The organism is Paenibacillus barengoltzii NBRC 101215, from assembly GCF_004000745.1.
Taxonomy (GTDB): domain Bacteria; phylum Bacillota; class Bacilli; order Paenibacillales; family Paenibacillaceae; genus Fontibacillus; species Fontibacillus barengoltzii.
In genome coordinates, this window is sequence record NZ_BILV01000038.1 from 1 (window position 1) to 16,325 (window position 16,325).

The following is a 16,325-nucleotide window of genomic DNA, read 5'->3' on the forward strand; positions in this document are numbered from 1 at the left end:
GCCCGCGCCCGCAGCAGCGCCGCCGTCTGCGGCATCGCCCGCATTCGCGGCCCCGGGTGCCGCCGAGCCCGTGCCAAGCGGCCACGGCGCGTGCTCGGCCGGCAGCAGCTTCGCTATGCTGCCGGCTCCATCTTCGGCCAACGCCGCCACCAGGCGCGGCCGTTCCGCGAGCTTGCGCAGCAGCGCCTGCTTATCCTGCGCTGCGACTGGGGCCAGCGGGATCTGTACCACATGATTCCGTTCCATCTCGACCTGCAGCCCGCCTGCTTCATAGCGGACAACCGGCTGGTCAGGTTCCTGCGCGTTCGTCTTGGGCCTGGTCATGCATGCTCCTCCTCTCAAGCTTATTATCTACCGCTCAACCAAACGTGCCCTCCGGAGACAGTCCGTTTTCCTGCAACACGATCAGGTTGCGCAGCTCCTCGTCGCTCATTTCGGTCAGCCATTGCTCACCGGAGCCAACGACCTGTTCAGACAGCGTTTTTTTCCGTTCGATTAATTCGTCGATTCGCTCCTCCAGCGTTCCTTGGCAGATCAGCTTATGTACCTCGACGTTCTTTTGCTGCCCAATTCGGAATACCCGGTCCGTTGCCTGGTTCTCCACCGCTGGATTCCACCACCGGTCATAGTGGACCACATGATTCGCTCGGGTCAGGTTAAGGCCGACGCCGCCAGCCTTCAGCGATAACACGAAGATCGGGGAGCCTTCACCCTCCTGAAATGCCCGGACCATCTGATCTCGCTCAGCCTTCGGCACCCCGCCGTGCAGAAAAAACGGCCGCACGCCATACCGCTCCGTCAAACGCTCCTGCAGCAATTCACCCATGCGAACGTATTGCGTAAAAATCAGCGCCGCTTCGCCATTGTCCATGATCATGTCGAGCAACTCGCCAAGCCGTTCCATTTTGCCTGAGCGGCCAAAAGCCGTCGACTCTGTCGCCCGGCTTCCTGCAACCAACTCCGGATGATCACAAATTTGTTTCAACCGGGTCAACGAAGATAACACCAATCCCTTTCGGGCGATCCCGCTCTGGGCGCCGATCTGATTAAGCAATTCCGTCGTCACCGATTGATATAAGCGCGCCTGTTCAACGGTTAAGGAGCAATACGATTTCAGCTCGATCTTCTCTGGCAAGTCCTTGCGGATGTCCGGATCGCTCTTGAGCCGGCGTAGCAGAAACGGCGCAACTAACTTCCGCAGCTTCTGCAGCTCGGCTGCTTGCTGTTCTCCCCCAGCCCCGGAGTAACGCGCCCGAAACGAAGCGTGTGTCCCCAAGTATCCCGGGTTCAGAAATTGAAAAATCGACCACAATTCGCTGAGCCTATTCTCAACGGGAGTCCCCGTCATGGCGATGCGGTGCGGAGCGCTGAGCTTCATCACGCTTTGCGCTTGCTTGGTGCCGTAATTTTTGATGTACTGGGCTTCATCCAGCACCACCGTCGTCCATTCCGCCGAACGCAGCTCCTTCGCATCGCGGCCGGCCAGCTGATACGTCGTTAAAACCACATCGCATGTCCGGTACTCCTGGAGGAAACGCTCCCCGTGATAACGGTCACTCCCGTGATGGACGTACAGCTTGAGCCCCGGAGCAAACCGCGAAAACTCCCGTTGCCAGTTGCCTAACAAGGAGGTCGGACAGATGATCAGACATTTGGTCCCTGCCTGCTGAGCACCGTCCAACAACACCGAGATCACCTGCACCGTTTTTCCTAAACCCATATCGTCGGCCAGCAAGGCGCCAAAACCCAGCTCGCGCATCGTAGCCAGCCACTGGTATCCCCGTTCCTGATAGGGGCGCAGCGTTCCGTTTAGCCCGGATGGAACCGGACGCGGATGAAGTTGCCGAACAGCTCCGCCTGCCATCAGGATCGACAGCATCCCGGCGGTTTCAATGCCAGCGATGTTCACGCCCTCCAATTGGACTTCCTGATCGCCGGAAGCGAGGTGCATCAACTCGCGGAAGGTCAAGGTGCCGTTTTCATGTCGCTTCATGAACTTTAGCACCTGCCGGATCTCCTTCGTATCCACTTCAATCCATTCGCCGCGAAAAAATACGAGCGGCAGCTTCGCCGAAGCCAGCTCCATCAACTCTTCCCGGGTAAGCTCACGCCCTCCAAGCAGTGCCTCCGCTTCAAAAGCGACCAGTTGATCCACCCCCAGCTTAGGTCTCTCCTCGCCTCTGCCCTCCAGCATCCCGCTCGCGAACCCTCGGGTTCGGATCCGAATACTGGCGGAACGCCGTCCCTCTCGGGTCCAGCGGGTTGGCATCTGCACGTTCACGCCTAGCTTGCGCAGCGCCGGCACCGATTTGCTTAAGAACGTGATCAGGTCTTTGGGATCCATAAGCAGATCCTGCGGGCGAGGATGCTCCATCGCAGCGGCGACTTCCCGAGATACCGCGGCGGCTTTGCTCAGTCGCAGCAAGAAGTTCTCCTGGACATTCCGGTACAGAAGGCCGTGAATTTCCATGTCAGGCCCGGGATAACTCCAAATGAGCCCGGCTGGCAGGAGCACGCTTGGATGCTCAGCTCCCTCAGCCCAGAAAGTGAGCCGCCAAACCGCAGTCACCACTTCACCTTCAGCGGATTCGCCATGAGCATCCTGATACGGCTCCAACCGCAGGCAGAGGCGCAAGCTTCCCGTTTCCGGACCGCTGTCCTCGGATTCCTCCGCCCGGGGGCGGCCGCCTCCGGCAGCGGCGATGTCTGCGCTCAGCTGCTCCAGCTCCGTCACACTGCCTTGAATATCCGGCGGTTGTGCACCGGTTAGCAACCCGTTCCACCACAGCTCTGCCAGCGGCGACGACCCCCGGTGATAATCCGCCCGGCTGGCATTCAGTTTCCGACCCAAATCTTGAACCGCCCCGCGCGCTTCGTGATCAATCATTGCCGTTAAAAACGAATGCAGCACCGCCAGCTGCCGATCCTCCAGCGTCCCCTCGTCTTCAGAGGAAGCCCCGGCCCCGGTCTGCACAGCAGCAAGGCAGATCGGCGGCATCGCTCCGGCCAAACGCCGAAACCGCACCTCGTCCTCCGGTGCGGTCAAAAGCGGCCCCCAAGCTGCCCGCATTTGTCCCTGCGATCCGCGGCGGCGTCCGGTGGTTGCCACCGGACGGATGGATGGCGCGATTCGGCCGCGCAGCAGCAGCTCCAGGGCAAACTTGGCCGCCTTGCTCCAATAGCTCATTTCCGCGCCCGGCTTGATTCCCTGCTCCTCCCATACGGATTCGTCCCAATGCAGCAGCAAACGCCAGGCCTCCGGCACAGACAAAGCCAATCCTTCCAGGGATCGGCCGATCAGACTGCGCCGCTCTCCGTTCTTATATGACTTCCGAACGGAAGAGACCGGATACCTGACCTCTGCCAATCGAAGCACGGCATGCTGAAACGGCCGGACCCCCGGCTCCAGCTCCTTACGCCGGAGCACGGCGGTCCAAGCATCCACCTTCGACTCCGATACTTCGCCGGAGAAGCAAAACATTACATCGCCCAGCCATATTCCATAAAGACGTTGATTCATGGTGATCTCCCGTCGGTTACTAATTCTAGCCAAATTCATTACTAACATCTTATACGAAAACGGCGGCATATAAAACCGCCTTCCTCCCTCTCCTGCTGCCTCGCGATCCCCTCCCTTATCATTTGAGAAAAAATGGGCAATATTTCTAGTACCCAAAAAAAGATCAAGGAGGTGCATTCCCATGTTGCGCGGTCGATCCGGTCATTGGTTAAATCTCGCCTCGTTTGCAGCGTTAATGGCGGCAAACCTGGCGGCAGCAGCACTTCCGTTTGGCTTACGCCGGCCCCAGCAGTTTCCCCACGGATTACATGCGCTTCTTACGCCGGCGGGCTATACTTTTACGATCTGGCTGATCATTTATGTCCTGATGTCTGGCTGGGTCCTCTACCCGTTGCTGCGGCCTAACCGCGAGCCCTTTTCAGTGACGCCCATGCCTGTGCGCTTCCTGCTTACCTGCACCCTCTCGATCGTGTGGATCACCTTAGGGGAGCGGCAACCCCTGATATCGACTCTGGTGTTATTTCTGTTGGTATTCGTGGCCGCCTCGATGTACCACAGCACCCGGAATATCCTTCGCCCGTCAGCCACAGAAATTTGGTTCGTACGCCTGCCGTTCAGTTTATATTTTGGATGGATCTGTGTTACAGCGCTTGCTAGCGTGGACGCCCTGCTGCCCCATTCCTCTATATCTGCTGCCACGATATCGGCAACGTCTGTCTCCGCTCCATCCCATCTTGGGCTTACCCTCCTGCTGCTTGCAGTAGGGATCCTCAGCGCCTGCTTTGTTGGCTTCCGTTGGCGGGACGCCATCGTCCCGCTCACCTTCGCGTGGGGGTATGGCGCCCTAGCAGCTGGTCCTCAGCTGCACCAAATTGTCGCTATTGCCTCCAGCGCCGGATCGCTAGCCTTGATAGCGTACGCACTTTGGATCGTCTTTCTGCGCTCTCATGAGCGGGACTAAAGCCCCGCTGCCCTTGTGGGGCCCTTTCACGCCTCCTTTTGCACGATTATCCCTTTCGTTCAGATTTAGAAGTCCTTCAATATTCTCCACTCCCTGTCTGAGGCAACGGGATAATCGTCAGAAGAAGGCTTCCAACATAGGGACCCGCTCTCTCCCACAAAAAACCACCAAAAGTGCGGCATATCCCTTTCATTCTGATTCGAGAGATCTTCTACCTCACCCTGAAGCAACGGGATAATCACGAAAGGAGCGCAGCCGATAGAGTTACCTTTCCCTCCCCGACAAAAAAAGCCGCCGTAAGGCATCGCCTCCGGCAGCTTGGTTGGACTGGCTTCATCTAAGCCTGTCCATGGGGATATTTTACTTCACCGCAATAACTTCGATTTCTACCAGGCCGTCCTTAGGCAGACGCGCCACTTCAACGGCACTGCGCGCGGGATACGGCTCTGCGAAGAACGAACCATAAACTTCGTTCACCTTGGCAAAATCGTTCATGTCCTTCAAAAATACAGTCGTCTTGATGACCTTGTCCAATCCGCTGCCGGCTGCAGCCAATACTGCCTGAACGTTCCGCAGCGCTTGTGCAGCCTGTGCTTCCACGCCTTCAGCAAGCTGACCGGTTTCCGGCACCAATCCCAATTGGCCGGAAGTAAAGATCAAATCTCCCAATTGAATCCCCTGCGAATATGGACCAATGGCACCTGGCGCAGCGGTCGTAGAAATTACTTGTTTCATCTTCATCATCCCATCCTTTCTTCTCCCCATTTTACCGATAACCCCTTCGTCACGGCAACTCAGACTGTACATGAACTTCGCCGGAATGGGATCGAGCGATTTTTAAAGGCAAATAGAAGGAAAAGGTGCTGCCTCGCCCTTCTTGGCTTTCCATACGGAGGTGCCCCCCAAGCAGGCGGGCCAGGTTGCTGCTAATCGATAAGCCCAGACCCGTCCCTCCATATCGGCGACTTATCGAGCCGTCGGCTTGCTGAAACGCCTCGAATACCGCCCCCTGCTTCTCCTCAGCCACGCCGATGCCGGTATCCGAGACGGTAAACACCAGCCATTCCCCTTCGTGTATTCCCTTCGCCGGAGCACGGCGGATGTCTAACTCCACATGTCCCTCATGTGTAAACTTAAACGCATTGGACAATAAATTCCGCAGTATTTGTGCGATCCGCTGTGGATCAGAGATGATGGAATCGGGCAAACCTTGCTCCAGTTGGATCGTAAAGGCAATATTCTTCTGAGCGGCAATTTGCTCGAACTGCAGCTGAATCCATACTGGGATTTCTTCCAATACCACTTCTTCGTCTGTAATCTCCAGCCGACCTGCCTCCACCTTGGACAAATCCAAAATATCATTAATAATCTGAAGCAATTCTTCACCTGATCTGTGAATGATCTGGCCATATTCCGAAATTTCCTCGCTGGCTTCGTCGGATTCGGCGATCATTTCCGCCAAATTAATAATACTGTTGAGCGGCGTACGCAACTCATGCGACATCGTCGCCAAGAACTCCGATTTGTGGCTGGAAGCTTCAGATAACTGCTTCGCCCGATCTTCCAGCCCAATCTTGGCCTTTTGCAGCTCATCGGCCTGCTTGCGGAGCAGCTCGTTTGCGTATTTCAGCTCCAGATTTTGTCTTGCCCCCAACTGAAAGTCACGAAGGATCAGAGCAAAGCCAATACTGAGTACAATACTTAACGAAAGTCCTATCGGCATGATATCCAGCAAATAATGCTTTCGGGGCACGACTCCGATGATGGCAAGGTTCAGAGAGTTGACCACATTCACAACAAGTATGGTTACAATCCCCTTAAAGGTAATGCTGTAATTGGTCCGCCGAATCCAGATATTTAGTCCGGCGCACAAAAATCCCAAGACCGTTAAGTTAATAAAGCCGGCCATCGCTGCTTCGCTCAAACCAAACGTCAGACGGGCCAGGCCAATCCCGAAGCCGATGATGATCATCGTTAACGGCTGGGAATAAACAAATGCCGCTATAATTAGCGGCACTGCCCGAAGATCGAATCTGACGTCATCGTGAAGTCGGAAGCCAAACTTGATACATAGCCAGCCCGAGAAAATCATCATTAGAACGGACAAGACGTACAAGCTGCGCGGCGGCATTTTTCGCAAACCATATTTATATAGGATGTTGGTTAAATAAGCGACGGTGATTAACATGCTTAAATTTAGTATAAAGCTAATACCGATCCCCATATCCCCACTCCTGCTCGTAGAACCCGCTTCTCTTCAAGATCAGCTGGACTCTTTTTTTTGGATATCGCTGCGAAAATGCTGCACCAACAGTCCGGCGAAGTAAGGATCCCATTGGGTACCGCGACCCTGCTCCAGAATCTCGATCGCTTTATCTCTCGCTAAGCCTTTTCGATAAGGCCGGTCTGAGGTCATGGCGTCAAAGGCGTCGGCTACGGCGATAATCCGCCCGAATAGCGGGATCTCCTCCCCGGCTAACCCGTCCGGATAACCTTTTCCATCATAACGCTCATGATGCGACCGAACCCCTGGCAAATAAGGAGCCATCGCATCCGCAGGCTCGACCTGCTTTAAGATCGCTTCCCCAAGCACGGGGTGCTGCTTGACCTGCTCCCATTCCTCGTCGGTTAATCGGCCATCCTTCAGCAGAATCGCATCGCGAATGCCGATTTTCCCGATATCATGGAGCAACGCTGACTTGCGCAGCTCATCAATGCGATCTTCAGGCAACTCGGCCAACTCCCCGATTTTGACGGCGTATTCGGCTACTCGAAGAGAGTGTCCCGCTGTATACGGATCGCGGGCGTCCAGCGCCGCTGCCAGCGTCGCGAAGTAGCTGTCTACCAGTTGGCTATTTCGAGCCGCCTGAGTTTGCAGCCCGCGCAGCATATGATTAAATCCCGTGATCAGACGGGAAAATTCATCCGAAAACATATCACTGGCCGCTGTACGAATGCTGCCGGTTTTTACCTCGGCCATCCGCTCGTACAAATGCTGAATCGGCAGCATGATCTCACGGGCCAACAGCCGGGAGCCAATCATTGCGAATAGAATACTCACGGCCAAGACATAGCCGGCCCACTGCCAGTAGGCATAGGCTCCATGGTCAAGGTCCTCCAACCGGAACTGCATAGATAAGCTGTATAGCAGCAAAGGAGCCATACACATCAAGAAAAAGCTCCATATTAATTTTCGAGATACCGGGACGATAACCCTGCCGTTCAGCGATAAATCTTTGCCAAACATTCTGCGGCTCCAGGAAATTAACTCCTGCAGGACAGGACGAATCGCATAAGAAGTTAAATAATATTCGACCAATGCATGCATGCTGCTGACCAGAATGCCGCTCAAGGCAGCCAGCAACACATAGTAAGGCGGAATTGACAGGTGACCAGCCCGGATTAACCCAAGCGATAAGGCCACAGCCGGAACAACCAAGCCAAACAAATGAGGTCCTAGAATCCGCTTGACGGCAAGCGATGGCAAACGATGGGTACGGATATACACATTTTGAAGCGTTTGATAGCTCCCCACTTCCTCCATGAACACGCTGCGGATCGGCTTGATTTGCCGGCTGAACACCAGCCATTCCAGCCCCAGCATACAGCACAGCGACAAGATCAGAATTCGGATTAGCCAGGCGTAGTCCGAAGGGGATATATCCAGCGGTGCAGCTGCGATAAGGCTCGCGACCGCGGTGACCGCAAGTAGGAGTCCCGCTGTGTAGTTAAGTAGTAAGCGCGAAATAAACGTCCTGTATACCGTCAAGGAGGATGCCTTCTTTCCGTCTCGCGTATTTCCGGGCATGCCCGCTTCTATTTATATCGGTAGAAGTCATGCCGATTTTCATAAAACGTTTGGAACTTTTTGTTTATATGCCCTCTTTTCGGTACGGGAAATTCGTCCCTCCTAGGCCATCTCATCTTTTAAAAATATATATTTTAAAAATTGGGCAATTCTTTGAACGCGGTATTCCCTTACGTAGTGCTGGTTTCGCCGTTTGGAGCAGTTGTTTTAGATCACACTACATGTGATAAATTTCACATTAAGCCCTACTTTTATATGCTAAAATGCCTTCGAACAAAGGTTTCGGGACTCCCGAACCCCTTATCAGATCAGCCTTTTTCAAGGGTCCCCCACCTGATATTCGTTATTAAAATGTCTTCACATTTTAATATATATATTTTCATTCAATGGAGGTCTCAATCATGAAAAAAGCTTCAATTATCCTGAGCAGTGCACTGTTGTTAGGTCTATTGGCCGGCTGTGGATCGGACAATGAGGCGAACAGCACAAACTCTGCGCAACCTGCAAACAACACTTCTGCTGCTAACGAAACCAATGCAGGAGCAAATAACGCAGCTGCAGAGCAAGGGAAATACCAAGACGGCGTATACTTCGCCCAAGGTGAAGTGGATGCAAATTCCGGATGGCAATCCTACGTAACCCTGACGGTATCCGGAGGCAAAATCACAGAAGCCAAATGGAATGCGCTGAGCGAAAAAGCTCCCGTCGACAAAGTGACCTATTCCAAAGAAGGCAAGTACGGCATGAAAGCCGGCGGCGCTTCCTCCGAATGGCACGAACAAGCCGAGAAGGTTGAGCAATACCTGATCGAAAAGCAAGATCCTAAAGCGATCACTTTGGGAGATGACGGCAAAACGGATGCCATCGCAGGTGTGTCCGTCCATGTAAGTGAATTTTTTAACTTGGCTGATCAAGCGCTGAATGCCGGTCCAGTTGAGGTTGGTCCTTACAAAGACGGCACTTACCATGCAGAAGGAGCTTCCTTCGACGAGCATTCTGGTTGGAAAGATACCGTTGACGTTGTCGTCGCTGCCGGCAAGATCGTCAAAGTGAACTTCAGCGGTGTGAACGACAAAGGCGAAGACAAGAAGCAATACTCGATTGACGGCAAATATGGAATGAAAGCCGGCGGCGCTCAAGCCGAATGGCATGAAGAAGTAGCGAAAGCGGAAGCTTACCTGATCGAAAAACAAGATCCAGCTGCCGTGACATTTAACGATGAGGGCAAAACGGACGCGATCGCTGGGGCAACGATTACGCTGCAACCGCATTTCGAGCTCGTGAGCCAAGCACTTGAGCAAGCGAAATAAACCCATATTCCCACCCCACCCTAAAATGAGAAGGTGAATCTCTTGAAGAAAATTGTAGTTTTGGGCGGCGGTTATGGCGGTGTAGTCACTTCCAAGCATCTGGCCAAACTGTTCAAAAAAGACAAAGATGTGGAGATCCAACTGATTGACCGCAATCCTTATCATACGTTGCTGACGGAGCTGCACGAGGTTGCAGCAAACCGGGCGCCAGAGGATTCTGTCAAGATTGAATTGAAGAAGATTTTTGCCGGGCAAAAAGTGGATGTCGTGCTCGATTCCATCGATGCCATTGATTTTAACGCCAATGAGCTTCGGTCCAAACGAGAGACTTATAAATACGATTACCTCGTCATCGGTACCGGCTGTAAACCAACCTTCTTTGGGATCCCGGGGGCTGAGGAGCACGCCTTGACCCTGTGGTCTTATGAAGACGCTGTGCGTCTGAAAGAGCAAGTACGTCGCAAGTTCAGCGAAGCGGCGAAGGTAAGCAATCCGGCAAAACGCCGTAAAATGCTGTCCTTTGTCGTTGTCGGCGCCGGCTTTACCGGCGTGGAACTGGTTGGCGAATTGGCTGAATTCCGCGATGAACTATGCAAAGAGTTCTATATCGATCCGAGCGAGGTTCGCCTGGTCGTAGCCGATATGGCTCCGAAAATCCTGCCGATCCTGCCGGATAAATTGATCGAAAAAGCGACGAAACGTCTGCACAAAATGAACGTAGAGATCATTACAAGCGCCAAAATCACCGGCGTTACCCCAACCAGCGTACAGCTCGGCGAAGGGAAAGAGCTCGAAGCGGATACGATCGTGTGGACTGCCGGGGTTGAAGGCTCTGAGCTCGTCGGCAAGCTCGATGTGAAGCAAGAAGGCCGCAAGCGGATCGTCACTAATGACAAGTTGCAAAGCGTCGATCACGAGAACGTTTATATTGTTGGCGACAACATCTTCTTCATCCCGGAAGGCGAAACCCGTCCGGTACCGCAGATGGTTGAGAACGCCGAACAAGCGGGTCCGCTCATCGCTCATAACATTTATGCGGATGTTCACGGCAAACCGAAGAAGTCCTATAAACCGGGCTTCCACGGAACAATGGTCTGCATCGGCAGCCGCTACGGCGTAGCGAATGTCGGATTGCCAAACAAAATGTTCATGATGAGCGGCTTCATGGCCATGTTCTGCAAGCACTTAATCAATATGTATTACCTGTTCACCGTGGCTGGTTTTGCGAAAGTATGGACTTATATGATGCATGAATTCTTCCACGTGAACAATCGCAGAAGCTTCGTTGGCGGTCACTTTGCGAAGCGTTCGCCGAACTTCTGGCTCCTGCCTCTGCGGATTTTCGTGGGCTACAAGTGGCTGGAAGAAGGTCTTGATAAGCTTCCGAAGGTTTGGAAAGACCCTTCGAACATCTTCCTTATCCCTGCTTCTCCGAAAGCTGACGTTGTGTCAGCAGCCAGTGAAGCAGCTAGTGAAGTGACAAAGACCGTCGATGCTCAAGCGGCAGCTTCAGCCGTAGAAAGCGCCTCGACCGCGGTTACGGCTTTGCCGGTACCTGGATTTATCAAGAGCATCGTCAGCTGGTTTATGGATGTCTTCTTCTACACCTCGGATGGCGGATATACCGCTCTAGCAACTGTGTTCCAGTTCTTTATGGTGTTTGCGGAAATCGCCCTTGGCATCATGATCATCGTTGGCCTGTTCACCGCTGTCGCTTCGGCAGCCACCGTCGCTCTCGGCGTCATGATCTGGTCTTCCAGCATGGCCTCGACGGAAATGCTGTGGTACATGACCGCAGGCGTCGCATTGATCGGCGGATCGGGCAGCACATTTGGCCTGGATTACTATGTACTTCCTTGGCTCAAGAAACAATGGAAACGAATCCCGTTCGTACGAAGATGGTACCTATACACGGAATAATCGCAGCTCTTTATGCAACTTTGAACTGGAGTAATGTGCGCCCTCAAGCGTACATTACTCTCATTTTTATCCTTTTGCCGACATCGGTGTGAGGATCCCCTGCAAGCCTGCCTGCATTTAGGCGAAGGTTCAAAAAAGTCAGGATTCAGCACCGGATACGCTGCCTATTGTTGGTTCGTAATCAACTGATGACTTTTTTGAACTACCTCTTTAAGGAGTGTGTGTCCTTATGAATCCGAAGCTTATCGAAGACGCTTATCGCTTATTGCAGGGCGAATTATCGCCCGAAACCGGCATTATTGTAGATTTACCCTATCCTGAAGCGGCACCCCTGGCTACCTTATTGGAGCAATACGACATGCCGCAGGTACGCCAATGCCGTCTGTTATCCATTTACATCGCAATCAAGCTTGCCCTTCAACGCCATAGTGAATGCAGCTCCCTCGCCCCCGGCGAGACGTTAACCCGCAAAGTGTTGGATGGCGACTACCTATACAGCTTTTACGTCGAGCTTTGCCTGAAGTGGGAAGAATTCAATCTGCTTGGGCATCTCGCTCCGATCATCAAACAACTCCAAATCAAACGCGCCCAAGGTCATCCGGAAGACGAGCGCTTGCTCAAAGCCTGGGAACGGTTCCTGCAGCTGGACAACAACCGCAGCACCGCCAGCCAGGCGATGTAGACGGCCGTGGACGGAGAATGCCTGTGAGATTTCGGATGCCCTGCAAAATACTCGGCACCGGTGTCCATGACTGCCAGCCTAAGTTTAGGAGGGAAGCGACATGAAGCTTGAGGAAACACTGAACATCCCCTTAAAAACTGTCGATCGGGAAATTGAGAACATGGTCAAATATGATCGCGACGTCCCTCGTTCCTCCCAATTGGCCAAAGCTATCATCGAATTGATTCGTTCTGGCGGCAAACGAATTCGCCCCTTGATGGTGATCGTCGGCAGCCGCTTCGGCCCTGATCCCGATGAGAAGAAGGTCTGGCGGCTCGCCGCTGCCGCAGAATTCATCCACGCCGCTTCACTGATTCATGACGATATTATCGATGATTCCCCCATGCGGCGCGGCCAGAAAGCGATGCATATCAAGCTGGGCGTGAGCGGTGCACTGCATGTAGGCAATTATATGTCAGCGAGGGTCATCGAGCTGATCTCCGTCTATTCGGCGGAACAAGAGAAATTCGTGTACGACCTCTCCTCTCTAGCCACAACCAAGCTATGTCTCGGAGAATATCAGCAGCTTGCTCACTTGTTCGACTATGACGTGACGATCGACGAATACTTGGAGAAATCGAAAAATAAAACCGCACAACTGATGGCCACTTGCCTGCAAATCGGCGCCAAGGCCGCCGGAACGGATACGGAAACGGCCGAGCTGCTGTATCGCTTTGGTGAAAAGCTGGGCATGTCGTTCCAAATCCGCGACGACGTGCTCGATTTCACCCAATCGGCGGAGAAGCTAGGCAAGCCGGCGGGCAGCGACCTGCGCAGCGGCCAAGTGACCTTGCCCGTCCTGTTCGCGTTGCAGGACGAAACCCTTGCCCCGGCGATCCGGGCTATCTCGGCAGACAGCCCTGCTGAAGAAGTGGACGCCGTCGTCGCGGCGATTCAAGCCAGCGGCGCGCTGGAGCAAACCGAAGCGCTCAGCCGCCAATATCTTGCTGAAGCGCAGGATATTATTCACCGGCTCAGCCATTACCCGGCGCACCGGGATCTGCAAGCGCTGCTGGAGTATTTCAGCGGGCGGGAGAAATAAAAATAAGCACGAACCTCAAGGTAGCTTATCCCTTATGGTTCGTGCTTTTTTGTGTATTAAAGCGTCTGTTGCTCTGTAATCAGCGACCATTTCACAGAAGGAAGTAATCCCCTAGCGTAAAGAACAGAATCACCATGCTGATGACCTGGTTCAAATTGTACGAGGCCACATTCATCCGTTTCCAGTTCGACGGCTTAATGATTTTGTGCTCCGTCATTAGCAGCAGGATCGCGATGATAATCCCTGTAATATAAAGCCAGCTCAGGTGACGAATCGGGATTAAAGCAATCAGCAGCAGCACCATAATCGCGTGCAGGCCGGCTGCGATCCGCAGACCGTTCTTGAGCCCAAACGCGCTAGGGATCGACCAGAGTCCGTGATTGCGGTCAAAATCAATATCCTGCGAGCCATAGATAATATCGAAGCCGGCAATCCACAGCATCACTACAGTGCCGAGGACAAACGGCGTAAAGGCAAATTGGCCGGTAACCGCAAACCAGGCGCCGATGGGGGCCGAAGCGATCGTAAAGCCCAGGTACAGATGGCTCAGGTACGTAAACCGTTTGGTATAAGAATAGGAAGAGATCAGGAAAATGGCCACCGGCGACAAGATCAAGCACAAAGGATTTAACATGCCTGCAGCAAAAATAAAGATCGCATAGTTCACCACAACGAACACCAGCACCTCCTTGGCGTCGAGTAGCTTTTGCGGCAGGTGACGATGCGCGGTGCGTGGATTTTGCGCGTCAAAAACGCGGTCGACGACGCGGTTAAAGGCATTCGCCCCGTTTCGGGCGCCGATCAAGGCGATCAATCCCCACAGCATCACGCGCCATGAAGGGAACCCCTCTGCCGCCCAAATCATCGAGATGATCGCAAAGGGCAGCGAAAACAACGTGTGCGAAAACATCACCAATTCGCTGTACAGCCGGATTTTGGTGCCGATTTTGCGGGCTATTTCCATCGATAGTCACTCTCCTCATCGTAAAAAACACGTAGCGTCACGTGGACCGTTCATATAAGTGCCCCGGCCCGCTAGCGGGTTCAGGACGTCGGGCATACCCCGACGCAGCGGGACAGCACGTGCAGCTAGAGGACCACAAGCCTCGCCGGACAGCATGCTACTCCCAGTGCACGTTTCTGGCGGCGCGACAGGCGGTCAGGCCACGTCTCCCCTCTTTCGCAAGACGTCTCTCACTCGGCAGACTTCCCTCCCATGGCTGACCGTCTCATTAACGCTAAAAAGTACCTTTATTTTCGGCCCATCGGCCTGTTTCCAGCAAAATAACGGTAAAAAGTACTCTTATTTTCCGCATATTCCGCCAAAACGGCCGCCAATCGTAAAATTAGCGGTATCATTTACCGCTAATTCACCTAAATCGCCAGCACACCGAAAAATAACGGTCAATTTTACCGTTATTGACCAGGGGTCCGGCGTCAACAGGGCGGCCCTTGCGTGCGCGAGTGCCCGTTGGGCCCCTCACGCAGCAAAGCTGGGACGCCGGCGAGCGCTGGGACCCCTGGCCGACGCCGGAAGTGCCGGCAGGCGCTGAGGTGCCCGCCGGCGCTGGGGGCGCCTGTGGCTGCGCGGCGCGTCTGACGCTTAGGCAGCGGCATGCTATGCAAGCGGCGCCCCTGTCGTTTAGGCGGCACACCCACTACGTGCCGCCTAACGCATCTGGCGGAGCTGGGTTACACCAGCTCCGCCAGCGAAGCCTCCAGCGCGTCCAGCATGCCGCGCACGTCGGCCTCGTCGATGACCAACGGCGGTTGGAAGGCTAGAACGTTGCGGTTCACGCCGTTCTTGCCGATGATATAGCCGCGGTCCAGCATCGCTTCCAGCACGTCGTCGGTGAGCTTCGCGCCGCGGGCGGGCTCCGCGGCGCACAGCTCTGCGCCGAGCATCAGCCCCGCGCCGCGCACGTCGGAGACGTGCTGCGGAAACCGCGCGGCGAGGCGCAGGAGGCCGCCGCGCAGCAGCTCACCGAGGCGCTCGGCCCGCTCCGGCAGGCGATGCGCCTCGATGTAGTCCAGGACCGCGAGCGCGGTCACGGACGAGACGGGGTTGCCGCCGAACGTGGAGGCGGATGGCCGGTTCAGGCTGGCAGCGATCTCGTCCGTGGTGGCGAAGCCCGCCACCGGGATGCCGCTGCCAAGCGCCTTGGCCATCGTCAGGATGTCCGGCGTGACGCCGTAACGGTCCATAGCGAACATACGGCCCGTTCGGCCGAAGCCGGTCTGAATCTCATCGGCGATGAGCAGCACGCCGTGCTGCTCCAGCAGCCGCTTCGCTTCAGCGAAATACCAGTCCGCCGGCGCGACGATGCCGGCGTTCCCCTGGATCGGCTCGGCGATCATTGCCGCGATCTCGCCGCCCTTCTCCGCCAGCGCAGCCTCCAGCGCGGCGATGGAACGGCGTGCCGCCTCATCGGCGCTGAGCCCGCGCTCATACGGCCGGGGGATAAACGTGACATCCGTGTCATGCGCCAGCTGTGGATCCGTCCGCCACATCGCCAGCCCGGTCACGCTCATCGTCAAATACGTCCGGCCGTGCAAACCTTGCTCCAGCGCCAGGAAGCCCCGCCGCCCCGTATGCATGCGAGCCAGCAGCAAGGCGCCTTCATTCGCCTCCGAGCCGCTGTTCACGAAGAAGGTGCGGCGCAGATTCCCCGGCAGCACGTCCGCCAGCCGCTCCGCCAAATCCACATTCGGCTGCGTCAAATAGATCGTGGACGTGTGTTGCAGCATCCGCAGCTGCTCGGCCGTCCGTTCCGCAATCTCTGGATTGCAGTGCCCGCTGGCCACAACGGAGACGCCGGCAAAAAAGTCCGTATACCGCTTCCCGTCATGACCGTACAAATACTGCATTTCCCCTTTCACCAACTGCGGCGGATTTCGATAGAAATGGATGGTGCAAGGATAAAAATATTGCTGCCGTTTCTTGATCACTTCGTCCGGTCCGATGTAATTTGACATGTTCTTTCGCTTCCTTTCCCCCAATTAGGCTTGCACTCTTGCACTCTTGCACTCTTGCACTCCTGCT

General features: G+C 54.8%; 12 protein-coding genes. 5 read left to right on the forward strand and 7 right to left on the reverse strand.

All coding sequences use genetic code 11. From position 1 onward, the window contains the following. Window positions 1–324: hypothetical protein (locus tag PBA01S_RS22780; protein WP_218027439.1), on the reverse strand; the 324-nt coding region annotated here is incomplete at its 3' end. 34 nt (window positions 325–358) lie between these two features. Beyond that, window positions 359–3,520 (reverse strand): DEAD/DEAH box helicase, encoded by a 3,162-nt coding sequence (locus PBA01S_RS12100; protein WP_127576066.1) that lies wholly within the window; start codon window positions 3,518–3,520, stop codon window positions 359–361. Window positions 3,521–3,701: 181 nt separating this feature from the next. Between PBA01S_RS12100 and PBA01S_RS12105 the strand changes: the two genes are divergently transcribed. Continuing rightward, on the forward strand, window positions 3,702–4,481 hold the full coding sequence (locus PBA01S_RS12105) for a TspO-related membrane protein (RefSeq protein WP_028538086.1): 780 nt from the start codon (window positions 3,702–3,704) through the stop codon (window positions 4,479–4,481). Between the two features lie 360 nt (window positions 4,482–4,841). Here PBA01S_RS12105 and PBA01S_RS12110 read toward each other — a convergent pair whose 3' ends face one another. Genes PBA01S_RS12110 through PBA01S_RS12120 form a run of 3 tightly spaced genes read right to left on the reverse strand, consistent with a single transcriptional unit; the run spans window position 4,842 to window position 8,250 of the window. Next, window positions 4,842–5,225, reverse strand: a complete 384-nt coding sequence (locus tag PBA01S_RS12110; protein WP_028538088.1) for a RidA family protein — start codon at window positions 5,223–5,225, stop codon at window positions 4,842–4,844. A 40-nt stretch (window positions 5,226–5,265) separates the two neighbouring features. After that, complete coding sequence (locus PBA01S_RS12115; protein WP_028538089.1) at window positions 5,266–6,705, reverse strand: ATP-binding protein; 1,440 nt, start codon at window positions 6,703–6,705, stop codon at window positions 5,266–5,268. A 39-nt stretch (window positions 6,706–6,744) separates the two neighbouring features. Further along, window positions 6,745–8,250, reverse strand: a complete 1,506-nt coding sequence (locus PBA01S_RS12120; RefSeq protein WP_164744150.1) for an HD-GYP domain-containing protein — start codon at window positions 8,248–8,250, stop codon at window positions 6,745–6,747. Between the two features lie 440 nt (window positions 8,251–8,690). On the opposite strand from PBA01S_RS12120, the gene PBA01S_RS12125 reads away from it, so the two are divergent. From PBA01S_RS12125 to PBA01S_RS12140, 4 genes are all read left to right on the forward strand, one after another. Continuing rightward, a complete protein-coding gene (locus tag PBA01S_RS12125; RefSeq protein ID WP_016313633.1) occupies window positions 8,691–9,599 on the forward strand; it encodes an FMN-binding protein in 909 nt (302 codons plus the stop codon). 42 nt (window positions 9,600–9,641) lie between these two features. Then, window positions 9,642–11,519, forward strand: coding sequence for an NAD(P)/FAD-dependent oxidoreductase (locus PBA01S_RS12130; RefSeq protein ID WP_085169582.1), 1,878 nt, complete (start codon window positions 9,642–9,644; stop codon window positions 11,517–11,519). 229 nt (window positions 11,520–11,748) lie between these two features. Beyond that, the gene (locus tag PBA01S_RS12135; protein WP_016313635.1) at window positions 11,749–12,201 is read left to right on the forward strand and encodes a hypothetical protein; all 453 of its coding nucleotides are present in this window, start codon (window positions 11,749–11,751) and stop codon (window positions 12,199–12,201) included. A gap of 100 nt (window positions 12,202–12,301) precedes the next feature. After that, window positions 12,302–13,282 carry a polyprenyl synthetase family protein gene (locus tag PBA01S_RS12140; RefSeq protein WP_085169581.1) on the forward strand — a complete coding sequence of 327 codons (981 nt, stop codon included), beginning with the start codon at window positions 12,302–12,304 and terminating at the stop codon, window positions 13,280–13,282. 91 nt (window positions 13,283–13,373) lie between these two features. Here the strand turns inward: PBA01S_RS12140 and PBA01S_RS12145 are convergent, their stop codons facing one another. Both PBA01S_RS12145 and PBA01S_RS12150 read right to left on the reverse strand, forming a co-directional pair. Further along, window positions 13,374–14,246: a UbiA-like polyprenyltransferase gene (locus PBA01S_RS12145; RefSeq protein WP_127576067.1), complete on the reverse strand. Its 873-nt coding sequence runs from the start codon at window positions 14,244–14,246 to the stop codon at window positions 13,374–13,376. 728 nt (window positions 14,247–14,974) lie between these two features. Continuing rightward, on the reverse strand, window positions 14,975–16,258 hold the full coding sequence (locus PBA01S_RS12150) for an aspartate aminotransferase family protein (protein ID WP_127576068.1): 1,284 nt from the start codon (window positions 16,256–16,258) through the stop codon (window positions 14,975–14,977). Between the last annotated feature and the right edge of the window lie 67 nt (window positions 16,259–16,325).

Excerpts from the sequence above, each read along its gene's own strand:
- PBA01S_RS12115 (WP_028538089.1), bottom strand. The coding sequence starts at position 6,705 with ATGGGGATCGGTATTAGCTTTATACTAAATTTAAGCATGTTAATCACC.
- PBA01S_RS12110 (WP_028538088.1), bottom strand. The coding sequence starts at position 5,225 with ATGATGAAGATGAAACAAGTAATTTCTACGACCGCTGCGCCAGGTGCC.
- PBA01S_RS12145 (WP_127576067.1), bottom strand. The coding sequence starts at position 14,246 with ATGGAAATAGCCCGCAAAATCGGCACCAAAATCCGGCTGTACAGCGAA.
- PBA01S_RS12105 (WP_028538086.1), top strand. The coding sequence starts at position 3,702 with ATGTTGCGCGGTCGATCCGGTCATTGGTTAAATCTCGCCTCGTTTGCA.
- PBA01S_RS12135 (WP_016313635.1), top strand. The coding sequence starts at position 11,749 with ATGAATCCGAAGCTTATCGAAGACGCTTATCGCTTATTGCAGGGCGAA.
- PBA01S_RS12150 (WP_127576068.1), bottom strand. The coding sequence starts at position 16,258 with ATGTCAAATTACATCGGACCGGACGAAGTGATCAAGAAACGGCAGCAA.
- PBA01S_RS12140 (WP_085169581.1), top strand. The coding sequence starts at position 12,302 with ATGAAGCTTGAGGAAACACTGAACATCCCCTTAAAAACTGTCGATCGG.
- PBA01S_RS12125 (WP_016313633.1), top strand. The coding sequence starts at position 8,691 with ATGAAAAAAGCTTCAATTATCCTGAGCAGTGCACTGTTGTTAGGTCTA.
- PBA01S_RS12100 (WP_127576066.1), bottom strand. The coding sequence starts at position 3,520 with ATGAATCAACGTCTTTATGGAATATGGCTGGGCGATGTAATGTTTTGC.